17 protein-coding genes are annotated in these 26550 nt (G+C 59.6%); 12 read left to right on the plus strand and 5 right to left on the minus strand.

Annotated elements, in window-relative coordinates:
• Positions 1-24: 24 nt before the first annotated feature.
• Positions 25-1305, minus strand: a complete 1281-nt coding sequence (gene pvdN / locus ACA074_RS09420) for a pyoverdine-tailoring periplasmic protein PvdN (protein ID WP_497678844.1) — start codon at positions 1303-1305, stop codon at positions 25-27.
• Entirely contained in the window at positions 1302-2672 is a 1371-nt protein-coding gene (gene pvdM, locus ACA074_RS09425; protein WP_497678845.1) for a pyoverdine-tailoring dipeptidase-like protein PvdM, read from the minus strand. The genes pvdN and pvdM overlap by 4 nt, the downstream gene beginning before the upstream one ends.
• 186 nt (positions 2673-2858) lie before the next feature.
• On the opposite strand from pvdM, the gene pvdP reads away from it, so the two are divergent.
• Positions 2859-4469 carry a pyoverdine maturation tyrosinase PvdP gene (gene pvdP, locus ACA074_RS09430; RefSeq protein WP_497678846.1) on the plus strand — a complete coding sequence of 537 codons (1611 nt, stop codon included), beginning with the start codon at positions 2859-2861 and terminating at the stop codon, positions 4467-4469.
• Positions 4470-4552: 83 nt separating this feature from the next.
• On the opposite strand, the gene ACA074_RS09435 is transcribed toward pvdP, so the two are convergent.
• The 3 genes from ACA074_RS09435 to ACA074_RS09445 are packed head-to-tail and all read right to left on the minus strand — an operon-like array spanning position 4553 to position 9098.
• Entirely contained in the window at positions 4553-5944 is a 1392-nt protein-coding gene (locus ACA074_RS09435) for an efflux transporter outer membrane subunit (RefSeq protein WP_497678847.1), read from the minus strand.
• A gap of 7 nt (positions 5945-5951) precedes the next feature.
• On the minus strand, positions 5952-7925 hold the full coding sequence (locus tag ACA074_RS09440) for a MacB family efflux pump subunit (RefSeq protein WP_497678848.1): 1974 nt from the start codon (positions 7923-7925) through the stop codon (positions 5952-5954).
• The gene (locus ACA074_RS09445) at positions 7926-9098 is read right to left on the minus strand and encodes an efflux RND transporter periplasmic adaptor subunit (RefSeq protein ID WP_497678849.1); all 1173 of its coding nucleotides are present in this window, start codon (positions 9096-9098) and stop codon (positions 7926-7928) included.
• Between the two features lie 324 nt (positions 9099-9422).
• Here ACA074_RS09445 and ACA074_RS09450 point away from each other — a divergent pair, with 324 nt between their 5' ends.
• The 11 genes from ACA074_RS09450 (at position 9423) to ACA074_RS09500 (ending at position 26443) form a co-directional block, all read left to right on the plus strand.
• The gene (locus ACA074_RS09450) at positions 9423-9905 is read left to right on the plus strand and encodes a sigma-70 family RNA polymerase sigma factor (protein WP_489878699.1); all 483 of its coding nucleotides are present in this window, start codon (positions 9423-9425) and stop codon (positions 9903-9905) included.
• Between the two features lie 133 nt (positions 9906-10038).
• The gene (locus ACA074_RS09455; RefSeq protein WP_497678850.1) at positions 10039-11376 is read left to right on the plus strand and encodes a lysine N(6)-hydroxylase/L-ornithine N(5)-oxygenase family protein; all 1338 of its coding nucleotides are present in this window, start codon (positions 10039-10041) and stop codon (positions 11374-11376) included.
• Positions 11377-11948: 572 nt separating this feature from the next.
• Positions 11949-14648: a magnesium-translocating P-type ATPase gene (gene mgtA / locus ACA074_RS09460; RefSeq protein WP_497659089.1), complete on the plus strand. Its 2700-nt coding sequence runs from the start codon at positions 11949-11951 to the stop codon at positions 14646-14648.
• A gap of 142 nt (positions 14649-14790) precedes the next feature.
• Positions 14791-15507, plus strand: coding sequence for an MgtC/SapB family protein (locus ACA074_RS09465; RefSeq protein WP_497678851.1), 717 nt, complete (start codon positions 14791-14793; stop codon positions 15505-15507).
• A 302-nt stretch (positions 15508-15809) separates the two neighbouring features.
• Entirely contained in the window at positions 15810-16340 is a 531-nt protein-coding gene (locus ACA074_RS09470; RefSeq protein ID WP_497678852.1) for a fimbrial protein, read from the plus strand.
• A gap of 106 nt (positions 16341-16446) precedes the next feature.
• Positions 16447-18867 carry a fimbria/pilus outer membrane usher protein gene (locus tag ACA074_RS09475; RefSeq protein ID WP_497678853.1) on the plus strand — a complete coding sequence of 807 codons (2421 nt, stop codon included), beginning with the start codon at positions 16447-16449 and terminating at the stop codon, positions 18865-18867.
• 46 nt (positions 18868-18913) lie between these two features.
• Complete coding sequence (locus ACA074_RS09480; RefSeq protein WP_497659092.1) at positions 18914-19660, plus strand: fimbrial biogenesis chaperone; 747 nt, start codon at positions 18914-18916, stop codon at positions 19658-19660.
• The gene (locus ACA074_RS09485) at positions 19657-20673 is read left to right on the plus strand and encodes a fimbrial protein (RefSeq protein WP_401265614.1); all 1017 of its coding nucleotides are present in this window, start codon (positions 19657-19659) and stop codon (positions 20671-20673) included. The genes ACA074_RS09480 and ACA074_RS09485 overlap by 4 nt, the downstream gene beginning before the upstream one ends.
• A 148-nt stretch (positions 20674-20821) precedes the next feature.
• On the plus strand, positions 20822-22009 hold the full coding sequence (locus ACA074_RS09490; protein WP_497678854.1) for an EAL domain-containing response regulator: 1188 nt from the start codon (positions 20822-20824) through the stop codon (positions 22007-22009).
• Between the two features lie 159 nt (positions 22010-22168).
• Positions 22169-22795, plus strand: coding sequence for a response regulator (locus ACA074_RS09495; protein WP_489878706.1), 627 nt, complete (start codon positions 22169-22171; stop codon positions 22793-22795).
• The gene (locus tag ACA074_RS09500) at positions 22796-26443 is read left to right on the plus strand and encodes a transporter substrate-binding domain-containing protein (RefSeq protein WP_497678855.1); all 3648 of its coding nucleotides are present in this window, start codon (positions 22796-22798) and stop codon (positions 26441-26443) included.
• The last annotated feature ends 107 nt before the right edge of the window (positions 26444-26550 follow it).

Genomic DNA, 26550 nt, shown 5'->3' on the forward strand with positions numbered 1-26550 from the left:
AAAGGAAAAAGGGATCGCGCGGGCTCAAAGGGCTGGGTCGAGCACGGCCAGCAATCGATCGATCTGTTCTTCGTCGTTAAGCAACCCCGGTGCGGTGCGGATGACCGGACCGACGTCGCGGTTGACCGCATCGGCCACCACGCGGTTGGCCATCAGGTACGCAGCAATCTTGTCGCTGTCCTTGCCCTTGACCCGGAAGAAGGTAAATCCGGCGGACAGTTCAGGGCTCAGTGGCGTGACGAGTTCGATCTGTGGGCGCTGTTGCAGGTGTTTTTTCAGGTAGCTGTTGAGGGCGTGAATGCGCGCTTCAACTTCGGCCTTGCCCAGTTGCAGGTGCAATTTGAAGGCTTCGTCGAGCGCCCAACGGTGCTCGAACGAGTGGTAGCCGCCGGGCGTCATGGTGGTGGAAAACGCCGTTGCTTCAGAGAACGTCGGAATGATCGGGGTGACGTATCTGACCTCTTCGAAGCGACTGCAAACGATGCCGGTGCCGCGCGGACCGAACATCCATTTATGGGTGCCGGCGATGAAGAAGTCGCAGTTCATCTGCGCAAAACTGAGGTCGTCGACGCCGAAACCGTGCACGCCATCGACGACGTAGATGATTCGGTCAGCATCGCTGCGGCCACGGTTGTGCTTGTCGACGATGGCGCCGATTTCGCCGATGGGCAATTTCAGGCCGCTGCCCGAATGCACCCAGCACATCCCCAGTACGCGGGTTTCGGGGCGAATGGCGCTGTCGATGGCGGCCAGGATTTCAGCTTTGCTGGCGCTGTACACATTCTTGAACAAAGGGATTTTGCGCACCCGCGTGCCGTCGCGTTCGGTGCGCAAGGCGAGGATGGTGTGAGTGGCGTAATGCTCGTGGACGGTGGTGAGGATTTCCTGATCGGCGCGCACCTGCACACCACCATAAATCGTCGCCAGCCCCTCAGTGGTGCTGCCGGTCAGGGCGATCTGCTTGGCATTGGCCTGCAAGTAGCGACCGGCCCAGACCCGCACGTTTTCTTCGCGCTGTTCGATCACGCCCAGATCCCAGTCCATCGCCAGGCCGGGGTTCTTGTCGAGGGCGGCGCGGTGCATTTCGATGGCGTCGCGCACGGGTTTGGGGTGCGAGGTGACCAAAAAATTGGAGAAGTGCAGGTAGTCCGGATCCTGATCGAACTGTTGCTGCAACTGTGCCCACTTGTTGCGCGGCTGCGGCGCTACGGCTGAGGCGCTGGCGAGATTCGGCAGACCCGCACCCAGCGGCAGCGCCGCCGCCAGAAGCCCGGCCTGCTTCAAGAAGTCACGACGATTGCTCATGGCTTGGCGGTTCCCTGCGCGGCGGCCAGCGAAGGTTTCGCCGTTTTCTCGACCTGATCCCAAACGCGCAGGAAGTTGCCGCCCCACAGCTTGGCAATGTCGGCTTCGGAATAACCGCGCGAGATCAACTCGGCGGTGACGTTGCGGATTTCGCCGACGTTCTCGAAGCCTTTGACGCCGCCGCCTTCGTTGAAGTCGGAACTGATGCCGACATGGTCGATGCCGATCTTGCGCACCGCGTAATCGATGGCGTCGCCCAAATCCTTGAGGCTGGCTTTCGGCTCTTCTTCGAGGATGCCGTAGAGACGGCCGGCGTACTGGCCGAACTTCTGTTCGGACCAGGCGGCAATGATCGGGTCGCCGGGCATCAGTGCCATGGCCAGGTTCGGCAGTGGCGGCAGGTCGAACTCCTTGCGCATTTCGTTGAGCTTGTTCTGGGTTTCCTGGGTCAGTGGACGCAGGTACTGCGAGAACGCGACGATCTGTACGACGCCGCCGCTGTTCTTGATCAGCTGCATTTCCTTGTCGCTGAGGTTGCGCGGGATGTCGACCATCGCGCGCGGCGCCGAATGCGAAGCCACCAGCGGTGTGCGGCTCAGTTGCGCGACCTGCTCGAGGGCCTTGGTCGACATCTGCGACACGTCGATGATCACGCCCAGATCGTTAAGGCGCTTGACCGCTTGCTTGCCCAGATCCGAGAGACCGTCGAGGGCATCCGGCGAATCATTGAGGAACGGCAGCGGACGCGACGAGTCCGCCCAGTCGTTATTGCCGATGTAGCTGAAGCCGAACATGCGCATGCCGCGCGCCGTCCACATGTCCAGCAGGTTCAGGTCGTGACCCAGTGGATAGGCGTTGAGCATGCTGATGAAAATCGCGAATTTGCCTTCGCCGTGCAGGCGTCGGAAGTCGTCCGCGGTATAAGCGATGGCAACCTGATTGGGATAGTCGCGGACCATGCCGGAGATGATCTTGAAGCGGATTTCCTGCTGGTTGCGCGCCTCGTCGACGAAACCGGGCGTCGGTTTGTGCGGGGCGTTCGGGCCGTTCCACATTTCCGGCCAGCCGAAGATGGTCAGTGCGGCGCCCGACAGGCGTCCACGGCTGGCCTTGGCCAGATCGAACTGGCCGTCGCCGTCCTTGTCGGCTTCGTGGCCGTCGGTGCCGAAGTTTTGCGTCAGGCTGACATGGCTGTCGAAGGAGAGCATGCGTTCGTGCAGTTCATCGGCCTGTTTCATGACTTTGACCGGGTAGCCGAGGTCGTCCTTGAACCAGTGTTGCCAAGCGGCAAAGCCTGCGCTGGCACTGATTGCCAGGGCCAGTGGCAGGCCGATGAATAGAGCCTTTTTCGAACGTGGTTTTGTCATTGCCATCTCTGTCAGGTTCGCCATCGAGGTGCAGGCGCGGGGGCCTTTGCTATCTGGGAAGAACGATTAGTCGGCAGGGAAATTTAGGCGGGCGCGCCTCAAGCAAAAGCGGCGGCTTAAATTTGCCGGCGCAACAAACGTTCTAGCTTGGATAAAGCCTGCTTCATGGCTGACACAGGTAGGGCAATGAAGATTTCTCGACGATGGTTCATGGCGGGCCTGGCGCTGACGGGCGCTGCCGTGCCTGCGGCTTATTTTGGGCATCGTGAATGGACGAAGCCGGACCCGACGATCACGCCGGGTGAAGCGTCATTCGACGTCGCCGACAGGGCCGGGCAACGCCTGGCGAATGCGCTGCGCGGGGTTTGGGATATCCGTTTCGAAGGTTCTGATGCCGGCCTCGAAGGTCTACCGCTTGAGGGCCTGCAAGTGTTTCTCGACATCGGCCAGAAGGGTCGTGGTGTCTGCGGTTTTCTCGACACGCCAGAACGTCTGCGCTCGGGTGAGACGCCTCGTTACCGAATTCTTGGCGATCTTGCAGGGGCCGATGCAGCGAAACTCAGCTGGCGGCTGATCGGCGCTGATGGCCAGATTGGCTATGAACTGGAAATGATCCTAGATGAGGTCTGGGCCGATTTCGGTAATGCCGGCAGCGGCACCCTCAGCGGCAAAGCGCTGCGACTTGACCGGCCGTTGAGCCTGCTGGCGCAGGACAACCGCTTCGTGGCCGTCAAACGCCTGTTTCCCGAAGCGCGCGAGCGCACACCGTTGAACGCGACGCTGCTGGCATGGCTGATCTCTCCCGAGCATCGTCTGTTCCACCAGTTGTGGCATGCGACCCGGGACAAGTGGCACAAGCTTCCCGAGGACAAGCGCGAGGCGCTGCGCGGCATTGGCTGGCAGCCCGGCCCGCGCGACAAGGAGCGTGATGCCCGTGGCCCGCGCAAGGATCGCAACGGTTCGGGCGTGGACTTTTTCTTCATGCACCGACACATGCTCGGGACGGCGCGATCGATGCAGGATCTACCGTCCTGGGAATACTTCCCGCTGCCGCAACCGGAGTTGATCCGCGACCGCATCGGTTTCGCCCGGTATTTCGATAATCACGACGGCACGGCCTTGCCGCCGACGTGGACGGCCGCAGGTGACGACGAGTTCAGTCAGTGGGTCAGCGACATCAAGACCGCCGAGACTTACGAAAGCAACTTCCAGGTCTGGGAGTCGCAGTACCGTGATCCGGCGTATCTGGCCAAACTCACGCTGGGTCAGTTTGGCTCGGAAGTCGAGCTGGGCCTGCATGACTGGCTGCACATGCGCTGGGCGTCAGTACCGCGCGATCCATCCAATGGCCAACCGGTGCCGTTTGCTCGCGATCCGGCGGACTTCGCCGCACGCTGGTACAACGCCGAAAACGACTTCCTCGGCGATCCGTTCTCATCCCACGTCAATCCGGCGTTCTGGCACTTCCATGGCTGGATCGATGACCGGATCGAAGACTGGTTTCGCGCCCACGAGCGTTTCCATCCGGGTGAAGTCACGCGCCTGCAGGTCAACGGCGTGCACTGGTTCGCACCGGGGCGGTGGGTCGAGGTCGATGATCCTTGGTTGGGGCCGAGCACCCATGGTTGCAGCACCACGCCAGGATTGCAGACGGGCAAAACCGTGGAAATGGACCCGGAAACCATGAAGCTGGCGCTGCGCATCACCTTCATCACCGACGAGGACAAACTCGCCGGTCTGTTCCGCCGCGTGCCGCAACGGCCGTGGTATGCGCGCAATCTGAAAGCCAAGGCATAAAAGCCAAAGATCGCAGCCTTCGGCAGCTTCTACAGAGGATTCATTTCATGTAGGGACTGCCGAAGGCTGCGATCTTTTGATCTTCAAAGACTCTGCCATCCGCCCCCAAGCGCCTTGTACAGCGCGATGCTCGCCTGTACCCGCGACAGTCGCAATTGCGCATTCTGATCTTGCGCCGCATACAACGTGCGCTGGGTTTCCAGCACCGTCAGCAAGTCTTCGGCGCCGGCCTGATAGCGGCTCTGGGCGATGTTGAACGCGGTCTGCGCCTGGCTCAATTCCTCGTTCTGCCACAACCGCTGCTCATCAAGGCGTCGAATGCTGTTGAGGGCTTTTTCCACATCGGCGAAGCCGTTGATGATCGCGCCACGATAGTTCTCCAGCAGTTCTTGCTGGCGCGCCGTGGTCTTGTCGCGTTCAGCGCCGAGGCGCCCGTTATTGAAGATCGGCGCGACTAGCCCGGCGGTGAGGTTGTAGAACGGGCTGCGGATCAAATCGTCGAACTGGTTGGCGCCGGAGCCGAGCTGGGCTGTCAGGGTCAGCGCCGGCAGCATGGCCGCACGGGCGACTTTGACGTCGGCCTCGGCGGCGGACAGTTGTGCTTCGGCGCGAGCGATGTCCGGGCGGTGGCTGAGCAATTCGCTGGGTACACCGGCAGCGATATCTGGCCATTGCAGGTGATCGAAGGACTCTTTCGGCGACAGTTGTTGCACCGGTTGGCCGAGTAGCGCAGCCAGGCTGATCAGCGCGTCTTGCGCTTGCTGCTGCACACGCGGCAATTGCCATTGCTGAGCGGCCACCAGACTTTTTTGCTGGGCCAGTTCCAATGCCGTCGCCGAGCCTGACTCATAACGCGTCTGCACCAGCTTCAGCACGCTTTGGGCGTTGGCCAGATTCAGTTCGGCAATGCGGCTTTGCTCGCGCAGCGACAGGGTTTGCGCATAGGTATTGGCAACACCGCTGAGCAGTGTCAGCTCCACGGTGGCACGATCGAATTCACTGGCTTGCAGGGTGAATTGCGCACTGTCGCGGGACGCGCGTTTGCCGCCCCAGAAGTCGATTTCGTAAGTGGCACTCAGATTGGTATCGAAGTAGTCCACAGCCTTGTTGCTGCTGTTGGCGTCCAGTTGGCTGTAGCCGGTGCCGCGCAGCAGTTTTTGTCGGTTGGCATTGAATCCGGCTTTGACCTCCGGCAGCAATGAACCGCCGGCGATCACCGTGCCGGCCTGCGCCTGACGCACCCTGGCAACAGCGGCCGCGAGGTCGAAACTGCCGGCTCGCGCCTGTTCGATCAGGCTGTCGAGTTCCGGACTGCCGAACTGCGTCCACCACTGTGCATTGTTGCGGGCGGCGCTGGCGGTTTGCGGCGATTGCCACGCGGCGGGCGGCTGCAAGCCGCTGTCCGGACGCTGGACGGGATTGGCGCAGGCACTGAGCAACAGGCAGACGGTCAACAGGCTAAGGCACGGTTTCATAGATCGATCATTCACTGGTAAGGGCCGTGACCGGGTCGAGCCGGGCAGCTTTGCGGGCCGGCATGAAGCCGAAGACAACACCGGTGACCAGTGCGCAGCCGAAGGCGCCGAGCACGGCCATCAGGGAAAACGCCACGGCGACTTCACTGAGCACCAGCACGCCGCCGACGATCAGCGCCAACGCGATCCCGGCAATGCCGCCGACCACCGAGAGCATCACGGCCTCGGTGAGGAATTGGCGCAGGATGTCCCGTTGTCGCGCACCTGTGGCCATGCGGATACCGATCTCACGGGTGCGTTCGCGCACGGTCATGAGCATGATATTCATCACGCCGATACCGCCCACCAGCAGCGAGATCGCGGCAATCGAACCGAGCATCAGCGACAGGGTATTTTGCGTGCGCGCCTCGGCCTGGATCATCGCGGCGTTGTTGGTCAGTTCGAAATCCTTTTTGCCGTTGTGCAGGCGCAGCATCAGTTGTTCGATGGCCTGTTCGGCTTCCTTGACCTTGCGTGCGTCGGCGGCGGCGATGGCCACGTATTCCGGATCGCGGGTGCCGAACAGACGCACGCTGGCTGCCGAGTAGGGCACGGCGATACGGTCATCGCTGTCGGAGTCGCCGGAGCTGGCGCCTTTTTCCGCCAGTACGCCGACCACCTGAAATGGCACGTTCTCGATCAGGATGTAATGGCCGATCGGGTTGATCACATCCTTGAGCAATTTGCTGCGGACCTTGTGGCCGATCACCGCAACGGCTGCGGCATTCTGCTCATCGGCGTCGGTGAAATAACTGCCCTGCACCACCGGCCAGTTGAAGATCGCCGGGAAGTTTGTGTCGTTACCGCCGACATAACTCATGTGGTCGATATTGCCGTAACGCACCCCGGCCTCGGCGCCGTTGACCGGCATGATCCGCTGCACTTGCGGCAGGCTCGCCAGGGCACGGACATCGTCCAGAGTGATGATGCCCGGCGGCGTGCGCGGGTTGGGCGCCGAACCGCTGAGGTAAATGATGTTCGAGCCGAACGCGCCCATCTGCGCCATGACTTGGCGCTTGCTGCCTTCGCCGACAGCGAGCATCACCACCACCGACGCCACGCCGATGATGATCCCGAGCAGGGTCAGGGCAGTGCGGAAGCGGTTGATCCACATCACCCGCCACGCCGCGTGCAAGGCGTCCACCAGTTCGCCTTTCCAGGCGCCGGTGGCCTCGGCGCCCTCGGCCAGACGCTTGCGCAGATCCACCGCTTGCAAGGCGCCGGGGTTGGCCGTGGTTTGCGCCTCGGGATTGTCCTTGGCGCTGTCGCTGATGATCAGGCCGTCGCGTATTTCGATGATGCGCTTGGCCCGCGCCGCCACTTCGCGGTCGTGGGTGATGAGAATCACCACATGGCCCTGGCTCGCCAGCTCATCGAGCAGCGCCATGACCTCTTTGCCGCTGTGGCTGTCGAGGGCACCGGTAGGTTCGTCGGCGAGAATGATGTGGCCGCCGTTCATCAAGGCGCGGGCAATCGACACCCGCTGTTGCTGGCCGCCGGAGAGCTGGTGCGGACGGTTGCCGGTGCGCGAGGCGAGGCCTAGACGGTCGAGCAGGGCGGCGGCGCGGGCATGGCGCTCGGCGGCCGGCGTGCCGGCGTAGATCGCCGGCATCTCGACGTTTTCCTGCGCCGAGCCGGACGGGATCAGGTGATAACCCTGGAACACAAAACCGAACGCTTCGCGGCGCAGCCAGGCCAGTTCGTCGCTGTCCAGGCCGGCGACGTTTTCCCCGGCGAAGCGGTATTCGCCGGACGTTGGCCGGTCGAGGCAGCCGAGAATATTCATCAGCGTCGACTTGCCGGAGCCGGAAGCGCCGACGATCGCGACGAACTCGCCGGCATGGATCGACAGGTCGATGCCACGCAAGACGTGAACTTCAGGGGCGTCGCCACCGCCGTAGGATTTGCGGATGTCCTGCAGGTCGATCAGGGGCGTCTGCATTCAACCACCACTGCCATCGGCCGGACCGATCAGCAAGTGATCGCCTTCGCTCAGGCCATCGAGAATCTGCACCTTGAGGCGGTCACTGATGCCGGTGTGCACCTCTCGCGATTCGATGTTGCCGTTGGCGGCGACCACTCGAGCCGTTTGCCGATCGGCCTTGTTGCTGCCATTCAGGGCCGCCACCGGTGCGGTCAGGATATCTTTGGCCTGATTGGCGACGAAAAACACTTGGGTGGTCATTTCGGCCATCAAGGCGTTGTCGGCGTTATCAACGTCGAGCAGCACGGTGTAAAGCACGACGCGGGCGCTGCCGCTTTTACTGCTGCTGGCCGGGCTGCCGCCGCCCTGGCTGGTTTGATCCAGCGGTTTGGGCGGCACCGGCAGGATCTGCCGCACGGTGCTGCTCCAGCGCCGGTTACCGCCGCTGAGGGTGGTGAAGTAAGCGGTCATGCCCGGTTTGACGTGGCCTATGTCGGCTTCCGACACCTCGGCCCACACCGTCATCGGTGAGAGTTTGGCGATGCGCAGGATCAGCGGTGTCTGTTGCTGGGCGTTGAGGGTCTGGCCTTCGCGGGCATCGAGGGCGACCACGGTGCCGGCCATCGGCGCATAGATCCGGGTGTAGCCGAGTTCGGCCTGATCGCTGCGCAGGCTGGCTTCGGCCTGACGGATCTGCGCCTGGAACATGTCGACGCGGGCCTGCGTGGCTTTCAGTTCGGCGCGGGCGGTTTGCACGTCTTCTTCACGGGTCGCACCGCCGGCGGCGAGATTCTGCTGGCGCTGGTACTTCTGTTGCGCCAGTTCATGCTGGGCGCGTTGTTCCTGCAATTGCGCCTTTAGATTCTCGACGGAGAAGCGCCCGGCATCGAGCTTGGCCCGCTGCGTCGACGGGTCGATCTCCACCAGCAACTGGCCTTCCTTGACCACGTCGCCGACTTCCACGTGGATCTTCTGAATCTGTCCTGAAGCCTGTGCGCCCACGTCCACATAACGGCGCGGTTGCAGGGTGCCGAGCGCGGTGACGCTGCTTTCGATATCGCCGCGTGTGACTTGCACGGTGGCAAATTTATCCCGGCCCGGCGGCATGATCTGCCACGCGGCGTAAGCGACAACGGGGATCAGACAAAGGACTGCGAGCAGGCCGCGTCGGGCGGGGCGGGGACGTTTCATGCAGGGTTCCGGCCAGTGGAAATCGGCCCGTCGTTCGGCTGGCACACAGATTCGGGCAGCGCTGAACGCTGTCGCAGGGCACGACAGACACGGGAAGCTGTCCTGTAAACGAGGAAAGTGCAGGGGAATTTAAGCGCTGACACACGATGTAACAGCTATAGGGCAGGACTATTTATCGGGCAAAGACAAACGCTACTTTAAATCTATATGAGAATTACTATAAATTACGCACCTCACGTTGCCACTATCTTGCTACCGCTCATCGCGTGTTCATCGATCAGTGTGCTCAAGGACAGAAACCGCACCTTTTTGCGGCCGGGAGTCATGTTGGAAAACTACTATCGCGAGCTGGTGTGTTTCCTGAACGCCAAGCTGGGCAACCGTCAGGTTGCCGAGGATGTGGTGCATGACGCCTATCTGCGGGTGCTGGAACGTTCCAGCGACACGCCGATCGAGCAACCCCGGGCGTTTCTTTATCGCACGGCGTTGAATCTGGTCATCGACGATCATCGGCGCAATGCCCTGCGCCAGGTCGAACCGCTGGAAGTGCTCGACAATGAAGAGCGCTATTTCACGCCGTCCCCCCACGGCACCCTCGATCACGGCCAGCGCCTGGAAATGCTCCAGCGTGCCCTGGCCGAACTGTCATCCGCCTGCCGTGAAAGTTTTCTGCTGCGCAAGATCGACGGCCTGTCGCATCCGGAAATTGCTGAACAGCTCGGCATTTCCAAGGCTCTGGTGGAAAAGCATATCGTCAATGCCATGAAACATTGCCGCCTGCGGATCAAGCAATGGGATGCCCATTGAGCCATCGCCGGTAAATTTTATTTCACTGTCCTCGTTCCTACTCAACAGACGACCTGCTGTCCTGCTCAAGGCCGGTCAGGTCACTTAGGCTCTCCTTCCCCTTGTTGAGGGGTTCATCCAGAGGACACTGGAAATGACACAGGCAATTGCATCGCCCATCGTTCACGACCTGATCGGCGTCGGTTTCGGCCCTTCGAACCTGGCACTGGCCATCGCTCTGCAAGAGCGCGGCCCGACGCACGGCGAACTGGATGTACTGTTCCTCGACAAGCAGGCCGACTACAGCTGGCACGGTAATACCCTGTCGACCCAGAGCGAATTGCAGATTTCCTTCCTGAAGGATCTGGTGACCCTGCGCAATCCGACCAGCCCTTACTCGTTCGTCAATTACCTCAAGTACCACGGCCGTCTGGTCGACTTCATCAACCTCGGCACCTTCTACCCGTGCCGCATGGAGTACAACGACTACCTGCGCTGGGTCGCCGGGCAGTTCACTGAGCAGAGCCGTTATGGTGAAGAAGTGCTGACCATCGAGCCGGTACTGCACAACCATCAGGTTGAAGCGTTGCGCGTGATTTCCCGCGACAGCCAGGGCCAGCAACATGTACGCACCACCCGTTCGGTGGTGGTGAGTGCCGGTGGCACGCCACGAATTCCCGAGGCGTTCAAGGCGTTGAAAGGCAACTCACGCGTGTTCCACCACTCGCAATACCTGTCGCAGATGGCCAAGCAGCCTTGCGTGAACAATCAGCCGATGAGCATCGCGATCATCGGAGGCGGGCAGAGCGCGGCGGAGGCCTTTATCGATCTGAACGATTCGTTCCCGTCGGTGCAAGTCGACATGATTTTGCGTGGCTCGGCCCTCAAGCCTGCGGACGACAGCCCGTTCGTCAACGAAGTGTTCTCGCCTGAGTTCACCGATCTGGTGTTCCAGCAGAACAGCGCCGAGCGCGAACGTCTGGTCAACGAGTACCACAACACCAACTATTCAGTGGTGGACATCGACCTGATCGAACGCATCTACGGCATCTTCTACCGCCAGAAAGTCTCCGGGATTGCCCGTCATGCGTTCCGCACTTTGACCACCGTCGAGAGCGCCACCGCTACTGAAAACGGTATCGAACTGGCCGTGCGCAACAACGCCACTGGCGAAGTCACCGTGCGCCTGTACGACGCCGTGGTGCTGGCCACCGGCTACGAGCGGCAGATGCACCGCAAACTGCTCGCGCCGCTGGAAGAATACCTGGGCGGCTTCGAGGTTGATCGCAACTACAAAGTGCTCACCGACGAACGCTGCAAGGCCGGCATCTACATGCAGGGCTTCTGTCAGGCCAGCCACGGTTTGAGCGACACGTTGTTGTCGGTGTTGCCAATCCGTGCCGATGAAATTGCCGGCTCGCTGTATGAGCATGGCAAGAATCGTGGGCACAGCCGTTCGATGGCGGATCTGCTGTTGGCGACTGCCAGCTGAATCAGCATTGCCTGATACACCGCATTCGCGAGCAGGCTCGCTCCCACAATGGTTCTGTGTACGCAGGACAAAATGTGGGAGCGAGCCTGCTCGCGAAGGGGCCATCAAAAGCACCACAAAATCCGAATCCTGAACCCTTCCTGAACGCCCCCCACATTCCCCGACACACCTCCTTTCACGGGTTTACTCTCCAGACATCGAGGCGTAAGCTTCGCGCGTTTTCATCAATAGCGGAGACCCACAGTGGGTACTTGTTCGAGTGACAGTTGTCGGCCGGTCTCGGTAACCGGCAGATTCTCGGCAAGATAACGCGCCTCCTTTGCGCCGTTGTCTCGCCGTAACAGCGAGCAGCGGCATCCCGTGCATGGCCAGTCCTTGGTCGTGCTCTGACGTCCTTCTCATCGACACTGAAAGAGCGTGATTCCGACTTTTTAAAGTCGCCATCGCAGCCCTATCGACACGCCTGTCTTTTCTGACCGGCGCGCCAAACCTTGCCGTGCCGGTTTACCCGGCGGACGAGGCGCGGTCGTACCTGCTTGACGGTTTCCCGGCTGACCACAGGGGCAACAGCCATGAAACTTACGCTCAAGGAATTTTTCGCAGGCTTTCTGCGGACCCGCCACTTCGCCCGGCACTTCCGTCGCCTGGCGTTGCTGGAAACCATCAACGACACCACGGTCAGCCGTGAAGTCCCGCCCACTCTGGCCAACACGCTGGTCGATGCTGCGCATGGCGACAGCGCTGTGTTGCTGTCTTCAATGGGAACCCACGCCGAAGGCCTGACTGATTTCGAAGTCGACGCCCTGCGTGCGCAGTACGGCCTTAATGAAGTCGAGCACGAGCAGCCGCTGCCGTGGTGGACACACCTGTGGCACTGCTACAAAAACCCGTTCAACCTGCTCCTGACCTTGCTGGCGGTGATCTCGTGGCTGACTGAAGACCTCAAAGCCGCCGTGGTGATTTTCTCCATGGTGGTGCTGTCAACGCTGCTGCGCTTCTGGCAGGAAAGCAAATCCAACCAGGCCGCTGACGCACTCAAGGCCATGGTCAGCAACACCGCCACGGTGATGCGCCGTGACGCACCGCGCGCCGAGTTGCCGATCAAGCAATTGGTGCCGGGCGATCTGATCGTGCTGTCGGCCGGCGACATGATTCCCGCCGATTGCCGGGTGCTCAGCGCCAAAGACCTGTTCGTCAGTCAGGCGGCAATGACTGGCGAATCGATGCCGGTGGAGAAATTCCCGCGTCAGGCTGATCGCGACACACGCAATCCGCTGGAGCTGGAAAATATCCTGTTCATGGGCACCAACGTGGTGTCCGGCACGGCGGTGGCAGTGGTTCTTACCACCGGCAACAGCACCTACTTCGGTGCCCTGGCGCAACGTGTCGGTGCGACTGATCGTGCGGTCACGTCGTTCCAGCTGGGCGTCAACAAAGTCAGCTGGCTGTTGATCCGTTTCATGTTCGTCATGGCGCCGCTGGTGCTGTTCATCAACGGTTTCACCAAGGGTGACTGGACCGAAGCGCTGCTGTTCGCGCTGTCGATTGCGGTCGGGCTGACCCCGGAAATGCTGCCAATGATCGTCACCTCGACGTTGGCCAAAGGCGCGGTGTTTCTGTCGCGCAAGAAAGTCATCGTCAAACGCCTCGATGCCATTCAGAACTTCGGCGCCATGGACGTGCTGTGCACCGACAAGACCGGCACCCTGACCCAGGACAAGATTTTCCTCGCGCGCAATGTCGACGTCTGGGGCGAAGACTCCGACGATGTGCTGGAAATGGCCTACCTCAACAGCTACTACCAGACCGGCCTGAAAAACCTGCTCGACGTGGCCGTACTGGAACACGTGGAAGTTCACCGTGAACTGAAAGTCGGCACCGCGTTTCGCAAGGTCGATGAGATCCCGTTCGACTTCAACCGTCGCCGTATGTCGGTGGTTGTCGAGGGGCGCGGTCAGCCGCATCAACTGATCTGCAAAGGCGCGGTGGAGGAAGTGCTGGCAGTGTGCAGCCGCGTGCGTCACGGCGACGTTGATGAAGCCTTGAGCGATGAATTGCTGACCCGGATTCGTCAGGTCACCGCAGCATTCAACGCTGAAGGCTTGCGCGTAGTGGCGGTGGCGGCCCGCTCGATGCCTGAAGGTCGCGACGTCTATAGCCTGGCCGATGAACAGGATCTGACGCTGATTGGTTACGTGGCATTCCTTGATCCACCGAAAGAAAGCACCGCGCCGGCGCTCAAGGCCTTGGCCGAGCATGGCGTAGCCGTGAAGGTGCTGACCGGTGACAACGAATTGGTGACCGCGAAAATCTGCCGCGAAGTCGGCCTCGCGCAACAGGGCTTGTTACTGGGCAACGATATCGAGCGCATGAGCGATGCCGAACTGGCCGAGGCGGTAGAGAAAACCAACGTCTTCGCCAAACTGACGCCGTCGCACAAGGAACGCATCGTGCGCATCCTCAAGGGCAACGGTCATGTGGTCGGTTTCATGGGCGACGGCATCAACGATGCGCCGGCGCTGCGCACGGCCGACATCGGTATCTCGGTGGATAGCGCGGTGGACATCGCCAAAGAGGCCGCGGACATCATCCTTCTGGAAAAAAGCCTGATGGTGCTGGAGGAGGGCGTGCTCGAAGGGCGGCGCACCTTCGCCAACATGCTCAAGTACATCAAAATGACCGCCAGTTCCAACTTCGGCAACGTGTTCTCGGTGCTGGTTGCCAGTGCATTCATTCCGTTCCTGCCGATGCTGCCCATGCATCTGTTGGTGCAGAACCTGCTCTACGACATTTCGCAGATCGCCATCCCGTTCGACAACGTCGATGAAGAGATGCTGAAAAAGCCGCAGCGCTGGCAGCCGGGCGACGTCGGGCGCTTCATGCTGTTCTTCGGCCCGATCAGTTCGATCTTCGACATCACCACGTTCGCTTTGATGTGGTACGTGTTTGATGCCAACACCCCGGATCACCAGACGCTGTTCCAGTCGGGCTGGTTCGTGGTGGGGTTGCTGACCCAGACGCTGATCGTGCACATGATCCGCACGCCGAAGATTCCGTTCCTGCAAAGCCGCGCAGCCCTGCCGCTGCTGGTAATGACCGGGATCATCATGGCGGTCGGCATCTTCCTGCCGATGGGGCCGCTGGCGCACTACTTCAAATTGCAGGCGCTGCCATCGCTGTACTTCGTGTTCCTGCCGGTGATTCTGCTGGCGTACATGGCGTTGACCCAAGCGGTTAAAGGTTTCTACATCCGCCGGTTCGGCTGGCAATAACAGCATTACAACGCTGTTCCCCGTGTGGGAGCGAGCCTGCTCGCGAAGGCGTCGTGTCAGTTGCATTTATGTTGGCTGACATACCGCTTTCGCGAGCAGGCTCGCTCCCACAGGGGATTGGTATGTTTTCAAGGACAAGACTATGCAAGCCATCAACAACCTCAACCTCACTTCGCTGCTCGACACCCTGATCAGCCTCAGCGCCGCGTTCATCCTCGGCGGTCTGATCGGCTTCGAACGCCAGTATCGGCAACGCACTGCCGGCCTGCGCACCAATGTGCTGGTGGCGGTCGGCGCAGCGATTTTCGTCGACATGGCCAACCGTCTCGCTGGCGCTGAAGGCGCGGTGCGGGTGGTTGCCTATGTGGTGTCCGGTATCGGCTTTCTCGGTGCCGGCGTGATCATGCGCGAAGAAGGCAACGTGCGTGGCCTCAACACTGCCGCAACCCTGTGGACCTCGGCAGCAGTCGGCGCCTGCGCGGGTGCCGACCTGCTCGCCGAAGCAGTGCTCGGCACACTGTTCATCCTCGCCGCCAACACCTTGCTGCGGCCTATCGTCAACAACATCAACCGTCAGCCACTGGACGTGGTGTCGGCCGAAGTCACCAACATCGTCTATGTCATCGCCCGGCGCTCGCAGCAGAAAGCCGTGTTCGCCTTGCTCGAAGCGGAACTGGAACGCAGTAATTACCCGGCCAGCGATGTCGACGTGCATGCCTTCGGTGCCGATGAAATTGAAATCGAGGCGACACTGGCGACCACCTCGGTCGATGGGGATGAGCTGGATGCTCTGATAGCGCGGATCTCGACTTCATCGCTGGTGGTGCAGGCGTTCTGGAGTCCGAGTACCACCGATTAGCGCTGAGAAATGTCCTACATGTCGGAGAGAAAGAACTTACATTTTCACTAAGGGGCATCACTCATTATTTTCCCCGGAGCAGAGATGCCCGGCGTCCTGAATAATCAGTGAGGCATCACTTTTTTCACAACTGTTGGGCCAGGAAAATACCGGCGGCGATGGCCAAAAGTATGGGGGGGCTTCAGTTGTCGGAATAAGCCATGGTTTATTTGTTACAGCGATAAACCAGGTTGCCGCTCGTGAGTTGTTTGGGAAGCCAGGCCGCTGGGCCTGATAAATAACTATCCCTAGAGATGCCTACGATGAATAAGTTTTTCGCTGTGACTACCGCTGCTTTTGCCATGAGCCTTGCTTCTTTCGCCAATGCTGCGCCAGCAACCGGCAACCCGGGCACCGTGCGCTTTATCGGTGAAATCGTTTCCGGTGCGTGCGGTATCGACGCCAACTCCCTTGATCAAACTGTTTCGCTGGGTCAGGTGCCGTCGAACCGTTTCAAGGCTACGGGTGATCGCTCCGACCCGGTCAAGTTCGACATCGTCCTGACCGACTGCGACACCACCACCCAGAAGAACGCCCGCTTCACCTTCAGCGGCGTGCAGGATCCATCGGTTCCGGCACTGTTCGCCACGACTGGCCTGGCCCAGAACGTCGGCATCCGCCTGCAGGCCAGCGCCGGTGAAATGCTCGATAACGGCAAGGAGCAGGTCGCGCCGGTCGTTCTGCAAGACGGCAACAACACCGTGACCTTCGCGGCGATGTACGAAGCCACCGCTGCTTCCGTTACTACTGGTGAAGCGGACAGCGTTGCCAACTTCACCGTTGCCTACAACTGATACGCCCGTATCGATTGTTTTAAGAAAAAGGGGCGATAGCCCCTTTTTTCTTATCCGTCAGAGCACTGTTTAAAGGGTATTGCCCGTGTACTGCCGCACACTTTTTGTGTCTTGCGTATTGATCACCTCTGCGCGTTATTCCAATGCTGTGGAGTTCAATTCGGAGTTTCTGAATATTGATCGTAAAGACAATATCAGCCTCGGACAGTTTACCCATGCCCAATACACCGTGCCCGGCAGTTACTTGCTGGATATCACGGTCAATCAGCGTTACTTCGGTAACCGTTCCATTGAATTCAAAAGTGCTGACGATCCGCAGGAAAGTTACGCCTGCCTGCCGGAAGAACTGGTGGCGATGTTCGGTTTGAAACCGGACGTCTTGAAGGGCCTGCCAAGATTAGCTGGCGGCCAGTGCGTTGATTTGCGCGGGATCGACAACGCCAGCATCAAGTACATCAAAAGTCTGGGCCGGCTCTCGATCAGTCTGCCGCAGGCGACGTTTGAATATGACGATCCCAATTACATTCCCCCGGCTGCCTGGAGCGAGGGGCTGGACGGTGCATTGCTCGATTACCGGGTGATCGCCAACAGCCGCCAGTCCACGGCGTCCGGAGACTCCCGTTCGTTGCAAAGTTACGGCACCGCCGGGTTGAACATTGACGCCTGGCGGATTCGTGCCGATTACCAGGCCCGGCAAGAGTCCGGTAACCAGAGCGGCGACATCAATAGCAAAGCGTTCCAGTTGAACCGTCTCTATGCCTATCGCGCCTTGCCGGCCATTCGCTCGAAACTGTCGGTAGGCGAAGACTATTTGAACTCCGATGTGTTCGATACGTTTGCGCTGCGTGGTGCCACGCTGAGCAGTGACGACCGCATGCTGCCGCCCAGTTTGCGCGGTTATGCGCCGTTGATCAGTGGTTTGGCGCGGACCAACGCGACCGTGACCGTGTCGCAGCAGGGTCGGGTGTTGTACTCGACCACGGTGACTCCCGGCGCATTCAGTATTCAGGATTTGAACAGCAGCGCCCAAGGCACGCTGGACGTCACCGTGCGCGAAGAGGACGGCACCGAGCAGACCTTCACGGTCACCACTGCGGCGGTACCGTTTTTGTCCCGCGAGGGCGAGTTGCGCTACAAGGTCTCGGCCGGGCAGCCGCGACTCAACGGCGCCGGCGGCACCGAGCCGGGGTTTATTGCTTCAGAGATCGCCTACGGTTTGCCTCGGGACTGGACGGTGTATGGCGGCGTGCTTGCCGCTTCGGATTACCTGTCGGATGCCATCGGCGTCGGTAAGGATCTCGGGGTGTTCGGCGCCTTATCGGCAGACGTCACCACGTCGCGGGCCAAGCTGCGCTGGAGTGGCGAAACGGTGGTGGGTAATTCGTACCGGATCAACTATTCCAAGCGTTTCGATGACATTGGCACAGACCTGCGGTTTCTCGGCTACCGCTTTTCTGACAAGACGTTTACCAACTTCTCGCAGTTTGTCGGCGACCCTGATTCCTATTCGCTCAACTCGGGCAAGCAGCGTTATTCGGTGACGCTGGCCAAGCATTTTTCCTGGCTGTCGACGAGTGTCTCCTACGACCATTCCACCTATTGGGATGCGGCGCCTTCCGAGCGTTTCGGCCTATCGCTGGCGCGCAGTTTTTCCGTCGGTAACGTCAAGAACATCAACGCCAACCTGTCGGCCTATCAAACCCGCAATACGCGGCAGAACGATTCGCAGATCTATCTTGGGGTTTCCATTCCGCTGGGCGGTAACTCGATGCTGTCGAGCAATATGCAGCGCTCGGGGACCGGAGCGTCGTCGGGCAACGTCGGTTATAGCCATGACGACGGCGATGGCCTGAATTATCAGGTGTATGGCGGGATCGGTGACAACCGCTACGTCAACGCTTATGTCGGCAAACGAGCATCCACCTATCGCGCCAACGCTTCTGCTACCACCGATGGCAGCACCTACCGTTCGCTGACCGGCGAGTTCGACAGTTCGCTGGTCGCCACCCGCTATGGCGTGTCGGCCCATGGCAACGGTTCGAATGGCGATACCCGGTTGCTGGTGTCGACCGAGGGTGTGCCGGACGTGGCGTTCAGTGGTCAGACCCGCTCCAACCAGGCCGGCTACGCGGTGATGGACGGTTTGCCATCGTTCCAGGCCTATGAAGCGCGGATCAACATGGAAAAGTTGCCGCTCAACACAGAAGTTTCCAACCCGGTGCAGCGTCTGGCGCTGACCGAGGGCGCTATCGGCTATGTCAATTTTTCCACCGCCCGTGGGCATAACGCCTACGTGACGTTAACCCGAGCGGATGGCAAACCGGTGCCGTTCGGTGCGTCGGTGCAGGACAAACACACAAACAAGGAAGTAGGCATCGTCGGTGAAGCCGGGGTGACTTATCTGCTGGGCGTCAAAACGCAGGCTGAGTTGGTCGCGGTGTGGGACGACGTCAATCGTTGTGCCCTGGCTGCACTGCCTGAGGAAGACGTCGTGACCAACATCGCCAAACCCGTGCGCTGCCTTTAATCCGGGCCCGAAGTTGACTCGGCCCTTATCCTTGCGGAGAACCTTCATGCAATCTCTTTCATTGTCCACAACCCGTGGCCTGTTCAATCGATTGGGCCTCATTGCAGGCCTGTGTGTGCCGTTGTTGGCGAACGCGGCCGTGGTGCCGGATCGAACGCGAATCGTGTTCGAGGAGAGCGCGCCGTCGGTAAGCGTCACGCTCAGCAACAAGAACGCGCAGTTGCCCTTTGTCGTGCAGTCGTGGATCGAAAACGAAGCTGGCCAAAAGGTCACGACGCCGTTCATGGTGCTGCCGCCATTGCAGCGCATTGAACCCAGTGAAAGCAGCGTGCTGCGCATCGTGAAACTGCCTGAGCTGGCCTTGCCCAAAGATCGCGAGTCGGTGTTTTACCTTAACGTGCGCGAGATTCCACCCAAGACCCAGGCCGTCAATTCGATGCAGATCGCCTTGCAGTCGAAAATCAAGCTGTTCTATCGCCCGGCCTCGGTCAAACGCGAACGTGGCGACGATCTGGCATTGGGCCTGAAGCTGAAAATCGATCCGGGCAGCAAACAGCTTTTGGTGGACAACCCGACGCCATTCCACATCACCGTTGTCGGGTTGCTGGCCGGTGAGCAAAAGACTCGGATGCCGATCGACACCATCATGATCGCGCCCTACGCCAACGCACGCTTTCCATTGACCAGCACCGCGCTTACCTCGCTGCGGGTATCGAACATGAACGACTTCGGTGGGCAGACCGATACGCTGTTCAATTGCGTGGCAAACGTCTGCACGGGCGTCAAACCATGAAGCGCACGCAGCTCAGGCTTTGTCTGGCGATGCTGTTGCTGATGTTTTCTCAGGCGTCCTGGGCGATGTTGTGTAAATCGTTGAATGACGGTTCCTACCTGAGCGAATACATCGGCCCGGTGTCGGTGCCCGATACAGTGCCGGACGGCACGATCATCTGGCGCTCGAAAACGCATGTGGTGCCCGCCAAGTGCTTTAAGGTTCACGACATCCATTTTGCCGAAGACGACCCGATTTATTTCTACGGCAACCCGGCCGGATTGAACGCGACGCCCTGGGGTATCGAATTTGGTCTGGTGTACAAGGGGGTGACAGCCTGGGACGGTGACTGGAGCGCCAACCCCACCCAAGGGGTGAATACCGGTTTTGTTTCACGGGGCTGCCCGTCTGCCACCAATGATGCGGAGATGCTGCCGTGTTCGTTGGTCAGTCCGAGCATCGCGTTTCAGGTGGTGATCCGCAAACGCGGGCTGTTACCGCTGCAGCGGCCCTCACAAGATACGTACGACGTATTCCAGTTCGACGGGTTGTATGGACTCAATGGCGGGCCGGGCAACCCATTCGGCAATTTCCGCTTTCAACTCAGCGGCCTGCAAAATATTGTCGGGACGGCTTGCAGTGTTGATGTAACGGTAACTCCGGAGCCTGGAATCGTCGATTTCGGGATCATCCAGAAAACCGCCACCGGCCTCTCTCCGCCCAATCCGACTCGGCCGTTCAGCCTGGCGCTGGAGAAAAGATGCAGCACGGCGATCAACCTGGGCGCCACATTGGTCACGACTCAGCAGCAGGGTGATTACACGATTGTGCCGGCCAGTGATAGCCAGTTCGGCATTCAGGTGCGGGACTCACGCAATCAATTGGTGCCGATCAACGAACCTTTTCCGCTGGTCAACTTTCCGCCGGACGTGACTCATATCGACTTGCCGTTCAGTGCTTCAGTCGTATCGTTGGGCGATCCGAAGGTCGGGCCTTTCGAAGCGATCATGGTGGTGCAGATCATCTATTACTGAGGCAGGCGGCCGGCGCCAACGCCGCCATTTTTTTGCAGGCGCTATCTCTGGGAAATTTCCTACATGACTGTCGGATAAGTCCTTCGCAACGTGCTCTCGGCTGTCGCCAATATGCCTGCTCTCAGGTCGATTAAGCGATGAATTGACGATGGCCTCCCCACGTATTCTGGTGTTGGAAAATCAAGGTTTTGCGCGCAGCGTGCTGGTGAAGATGTTGCAGCGTCTTGGCGTACACGACGTGGTACAAGCCACGGATGGCGAACATGCGATGGTGCAGATGCACCTGTATGGCGGCGTCGACATCGTGCTATGCGACCTGACCGATCGCGGGCTCGATTGCCTTGAGTTTCTGCGGCGCGCCAGTCAAAGCGGCATGGTACGCGCGGTGGTGCTATGCAGCGAATTGCAACCGGAGTTGCATCGTGCGCTGGGGCAAATGCATTCGCTGGCCGGGCTGCAACTGCTCGGGATACTCCGTCGGCCGATTCAACTGCGCTCGCTGCATCGTCTCTTGCACCGCTTCAGTCTCGCTCGTGCAGTGCCAGTGCCGAACGTGCTACGCAAAGAACTGCCCACTGAAGAAGAGGTGCGTCGCGGGCTTGCGTTGGGGGAGTTTCGTGCCTGGTTTCAGCCGCAGATAGAACTCCAGACCGGCACCGCCGTCGGGTTCGAGGCGCTTGCTCGATGGCAACATCCGTCGCGGGGTGTGTTGCTGCCCAGTGAGTTCCTGGCGGCAGTGCTGGCGTATGACTTGATTGATCAGATGTTCAAAAGTCTGCTGGAGCAGGGCTTGAGCCTGATGGGGATCTTGCGTCGCCAAGGCGTCAACCTGACGCTGGCGTTCAACCTGCATGCCTCGCAACTGGCCAGCGGTGAACTGATCGAGCACATCAAACGGGCACTCGAGCGACATGCCTTCAAGGGCTCGACGCTGATGTTCGAACTGGCGGAAAACGGCTTGCTCGACAGCGCCCCCGGCATCCATGAAAACCTCCTGCGATTGAGACTGTTGGGCTGCGGTCTGTCAGTCGATGACTTCGGCGTGGGCTTCTCTTCGCTCAAACTGCTTTGCCAGCTACCGTTCAATCAGATCAAGCTCGATGGACGCTTTGTTCAGCGCCTGGATCGTCAACGCAATCGCGCCATGGTTATCTGCACGCAAGGGCTGGCGCAGTCGCTGGACATGAGGCTGGTGATCGAGGGCGTCAGCAGTTCGCGGATTCGTGAGGGCCTGCTTGAACTGGGTTGTGACATCGGTCAGGGGTATCACCTGGCCCGGCCGATGACTGGGCACGATTTGCTGCAATGGCTGGAAGCGTTGGAGAGTGCACAGTGAATACTTCACGGTTTGCTCCGATGTATTTGCAGAAATTTCCTACACTTCATTCGCGCTCGTGTATTTTTGCTGCACGCACCGAATGGCTTGCTGTAACACTCACACTCACACTCATGGCCTTGACGATGTCGGTTGCCGGCGTGCTTTCCAGAGGTTTTTATGCTTAAAGCGATAGTTGTGGACGATCATCCGTTCATTCGCTCTTCGGTCAAGATGCTGCTCAAGCAGGAACAGTTCGAGGTCGTGGCCGAGGCAGACAACGGCGCCGATGCTGTGCAACTGGCCCGTGAGTACGCCCCGGATCTGATTGTTCTGGATATCGCCATGCCCAAGCTCGATGGGCTGGAAGTGATTTCGCGCATCAGTGCACTGGGGCTGTCGAGCAAGATTCTGGTACTGACCTCGCAGTCGGCGCTGTTCTATTCCATGCGCTGCATGAAGGCCGGAGCCGCTGGCTATATCTCCAAGACCAACGACCTCGATGAGCTGATCAAAGCCATCAAGGCCGTGATGGACGGCTACACCTTCTTTCCCAATCTGGCCACCAGTTCGGTGCGGCGCAGCGATGTCGATGCCACCGATCTGGAGCTCATCCAGAGCCTGTCCGATCGTGAGCTGGCGATCCTGCAACAGTTATCCAATGGTCTGAGCAACAAGGAAATCGGTGAGGCGATGTTGCTGAGCAACAAAACCGTCAGCACCTACAAGACACGCCTGATCGAGAAGCTCAAGGTCAAATCGGTGGTGTATCTCGCCGATTTTGCCAAGCGCAATAACCTTGTCTAGATGAATACTTCCTTCAAAAAGTGCTTCGTCGGCCTCCTGTTGTCTGGCTTGCTGGTTGCCGGCAATACCTTTGCTGCTGCGCCTGAAACATTGCAGTTGCTTGGGCGTTCGACGGTCGATGAGTATTCGGTTTCACTCGATGAGGCGGACTGGAGCTGGTTGCGGCATCGCAAAGCATTGTTGCTGGGCACTTCGGCTCCCGATTACGCACCGTTTGGCATTACCAGCAATGACAATGACTACGAAGGTCTGACGGCCGACTATGCGCAGTTGATCGCTCAGTTGCTGCATATCAAGGTCGAGGTGCGTCGGTTTGAATCGCGCACCGCGGTGCTGGAAGCGCTTAAAAACGGTGAGATTGATTTGCTGGGCACCGCCAATGGTTACGAGGCGGTCGATCCCGACCTGGCGATGTCCAATCCGTACGCCGACGATCAGCCGACGTTGCTGACCCGCATCGGCGACAACCAGAACCTGCCGGTTGATCTGGCAGGCAAGCGCGTGGCGATGCTTTATCACTATTTGCCACCAGAAGTGGTGAAGGCGTTCTATCCCAAGGCCATCATCCAGTTGTATCCCTCGACGTTGAGCGCTATCGGTGCGGTGGCGTTCAGCCAGGCGGACGTGTACCTGGGCGACTCGATCAGTTCCAACTACCTGATCAGCAAAAATTACCTCAATAACGTGCAGCTCAGTGATTTCTCGCGGATGGAAGTGCAGCCATTCGGCTTTGCCGTGAGTCGTGGCAATGACCGACTGTTGCGTATCCTCAATACGGCGCTGGACACGATTCCCACCAGTGAACGCATGAGCATTTTGCGCCGCTGGAGCGCCGGGGGCGCGACCATGCCCGGGCGACAGATTCTGCATTTCAGCGTCAGCGAGCAACGCTGGCTGGAGCGTCATCCCCGGATAAGAGTGGCGATCAACGAGAATTTTCTACCGCTGACGTTCTTCGACAGTGAAGGCAATTTTCGTGGCATCAGTGCCGATGTCCTGGCCAAGGTCAGTCTGCGCACTGGCCTGAAGTTCGACGTACAACGGGCCGAGTCGGTCAGTGACCTTATTGATCGGGTGACCAGCGGCGAGGCTGACATGCTCGCCGCGTTTACCCCCAGTACCGAGCGTGAAGGCGCTTTGCGTTTCACCCGGCCTTACCTGACCAACCCGTTTGTATTGGTCACGGCCAGCGGCGATGCCAATCCCCAGACCCTGGATCAAATGGCCGGCAAGCGTTTGGCGTTGATTCGCGGCAACGTGTTGCGCGAATACCTTGTGGAGCAGTTCCCTCAGGTGCACCTGGTGACGGCGCAAAATGCTGCCGACGCGATGAACATGGTCGCGCAGGGCGAAGTCGACGGCGCGATCAACTCTTTGATCAATGCCCGCTACTTGATCTCCCGCCAGTATCGCGGTCGGTTGCAAGTCACCAGCACCGTGGGGACTCAGCAGGCGCGCATCGCGCTGGCCACCAATCGTGGTGCGCTGGAGTTGTACTCGATTCTCGACAAGGCGCTGTTGAGCATCTCCCCTGAAGAAATGGATGAACTGACCAACCGCTGGCGTACCGAAGTTGTGGTCGACGACAGCTATTGGTTGCGCCACCGCAGCACGATCATTCAAGGGTTCGTCATTGCCGGTGTCTTGCTGCTGGTAGCGTTCGGCTGGATTGCTTACCTGCGCATGCTGATGCGCAAGCGGCGTCAGGCTGAAATCGCCCTCAACGACCAGATGGAGTTCATGCGCGTGTTGATCGACGGCACGCCGCACCCGATTTATGTCCGCGACCGCGAAGGACGGCTGGTGACTTGTAACAGCGGTTACCTGCAAGTATTTGGCGTTGAGCGCGAAGCAGTGATCGGCAAAACCGTGACTGACGGTGTGCTGAGTGACACTGTCGAAGCGCAGGGCTTTGCCAACGATTACCGGCAAGTCATGGATGAAGGCGTGCCCCGAATTGAGGATCGCAGGCTCAGTTTGGCAGACGGTCGTGTCCTGACTATTTATCACTGGATGCTGCCTTACCGTGGCAGTGATGGCGAAGTCAGCGGCATGATTTCCGGCTGGATCGACGTCAGCGAACGCCAGCAACTGTTGCACGAACTGCGCATCGCCAAAGATGGCGCCGATGATGCCAACCGCGCCAAGACCACGTTCCTGGCGACCATGAGTCACGAGATCCGCACGCCGATGAATGCCGTGATCGGGATGCTTGAACTGGCCATGAAAAAAGCCGATCAGGGCGTCATGGATCGTTTCGCCATCGAGGTGGCCTCGGGCGCGGCGCGGGGCTTGCTCGATCTTATCGGCGACATTCTCGACATCGCACGGATCGAATCCGGCCGTTTGTCGCTGGCGCCGGAACGGGCCAATCTGCGTGAGCTGATCGAGTCGGTGGTGCGGATATTCGAAGGCTTGGCGCGACAGAAACAACTGCGCCTGCAACTGGATCTGGATGCGCTGGCCAACGCAGACGTATTGATCGATCCGCTGCGCTTCAAGCAAGTGCTGTCGAATCTGTTGAGCAATGCGATCAAGTTCACCGAGGTGGGCCACGTCGTTTTGCGCGTGCGGGTCGAATCTGCTGCTGACCAGGATCGGTTGGCGCTATGCCTGCGGGTCGAAGACAGTGGTCGCGGAATATCCGTCGAAGATCAGCAACGGCTGTTCACGCCGTTCACGCAGGCTGGCAACCATGGCCAGTCTGCGCAGGGCGGTTCCGGGCTGGGTCTGGTGATCAGCCGCACCTTGTGCGAAATGATGGGTGGCACGCTGACGATGGACAGCGTGCTGGGGCAGGGCACGCAGATTGAGGTGCGCCTCAGTTTACCTACCCTCCAGCCACAGGCATGCGTGGTGGCGGCCGAGATTGAACCGGTAACGGTCAGTCGGGCGCTGAATATCCTGGTGATCGACGACTATCCGGCCAACCGTTTGTTGTTGTCTCAACAGCTGACTTATCTGGGGCACCGGGTCACGGACGCTGAAGATGGCGCGCATGGTTTGCGGGCCTGGCGCAACGAGACTTTCGATGTAGTCATCACCGATTGCAACATGCCGATCATGAACGGCTACGAGCTGGCGCGGGCGATACGCGACGAAGAGGGTGCACGAGCGTTACCGCGCAGCCTGGTACTGGGTTTCACCGCCAATGCACTGGCTGAAGAAAAGGTGCGTTGCGCGGAAGCGGGCATGGACGATTGCCTGTTCAAGCCCATCAGCCTCAAGGATCTGAATGCGCGTCTGGCCTCTGTCACGCCTCACGCCCGGCCTGCAACCGAAGGTGAGGATAGCAGCGTGGCGGACGGCGGCGCTGATTTTGACCTGAGCAGTCTTGAGCAACTGACCCGCGGTGACCGGGCGTCAATCAAGAGCCTGCTGACGGATCTGGCCACCAGTAATGACGACGACATGGCCAAACTCATGCGTCTGTTTACGCAGCATGATTTGCCAGGATTGGCGGATCTTGCACACCGGGTCAAAGGTGGCGCACGGATTATCAAAGTGCAGTCACTGATCGAGGCCTGTGAGGCCTTGGAAGCCGCCAGTGAAGGTCTGGATTCGGCGGTGTTGATCGAGGCGGTGGACGCCCTGCAACAGGCCATGGAACACCTCGCCGCGCAATTGGAAACCTACTTGGCGAACTGATCGCGGTTCGCTGGATTTTTTACGATTTGAACGTCGATATTTGCGAATTTTCCTACATTCGCCAATGCCCCTCTCTCGCTAACGTGCCGTGGTGTCAGCCGAAGGCT

The organism is Pseudomonas sp. LBUM1655 (assembly GCF_059716085.1).

Bases quoted from the DNA above. Each gene is read 5' to 3' on its own strand.
- pvdN (WP_497678844.1), bottom strand. From the start codon at position 1,305: ATGAGCAATCGTCGTGACTTCTTGAAGCAGGCCGGGCTTCTGGCGGCG.
- pvdM (WP_497678845.1), bottom strand. From the start codon at position 2,672: ATGACAAAACCACGTTCGAAAAAGGCTCTATTCATCGGCCTGCCACTG.
- pvdP (WP_497678846.1), top strand. From the start codon at position 2,859: ATGAAGATTTCTCGACGATGGTTCATGGCGGGCCTGGCGCTGACGGGC.
- ACA074_RS09435 (WP_497678847.1), bottom strand. From the start codon at position 5,944: ATGAAACCGTGCCTTAGCCTGTTGACCGTCTGCCTGTTGCTCAGTGCC.
- ACA074_RS09440 (WP_497678848.1), bottom strand. From the start codon at position 7,925: ATGCAGACGCCCCTGATCGACCTGCAGGACATCCGCAAATCCTACGGC.
- ACA074_RS09445 (WP_497678849.1), bottom strand. From the start codon at position 9,098: ATGAAACGTCCCCGCCCCGCCCGACGCGGCCTGCTCGCAGTCCTTTGT.
- ACA074_RS09450 (WP_489878699.1), top strand. From the start codon at position 9,423: ATGTTGGAAAACTACTATCGCGAGCTGGTGTGTTTCCTGAACGCCAAG.
- ACA074_RS09455 (WP_497678850.1), top strand. From the start codon at position 10,039: ATGACACAGGCAATTGCATCGCCCATCGTTCACGACCTGATCGGCGTC.
- mgtA (WP_497659089.1), top strand. From the start codon at position 11,949: ATGAAACTTACGCTCAAGGAATTTTTCGCAGGCTTTCTGCGGACCCGC.
- ACA074_RS09465 (WP_497678851.1), top strand. From the start codon at position 14,791: ATGCAAGCCATCAACAACCTCAACCTCACTTCGCTGCTCGACACCCTG.
- ACA074_RS09470 (WP_497678852.1), top strand. From the start codon at position 15,810: ATGAATAAGTTTTTCGCTGTGACTACCGCTGCTTTTGCCATGAGCCTT.
- ACA074_RS09480 (WP_497659092.1), top strand. From the start codon at position 18,914: ATGCAATCTCTTTCATTGTCCACAACCCGTGGCCTGTTCAATCGATTG.
- ACA074_RS09485 (WP_401265614.1), top strand. From the start codon at position 19,657: ATGAAGCGCACGCAGCTCAGGCTTTGTCTGGCGATGCTGTTGCTGATG.
- ACA074_RS09490 (WP_497678854.1), top strand. From the start codon at position 20,822: ATGGCCTCCCCACGTATTCTGGTGTTGGAAAATCAAGGTTTTGCGCGC.
- ACA074_RS09495 (WP_489878706.1), top strand. From the start codon at position 22,169: ATGCTTAAAGCGATAGTTGTGGACGATCATCCGTTCATTCGCTCTTCG.
- ACA074_RS09500 (WP_497678855.1), top strand. From the start codon at position 22,796: ATGAATACTTCCTTCAAAAAGTGCTTCGTCGGCCTCCTGTTGTCTGGC.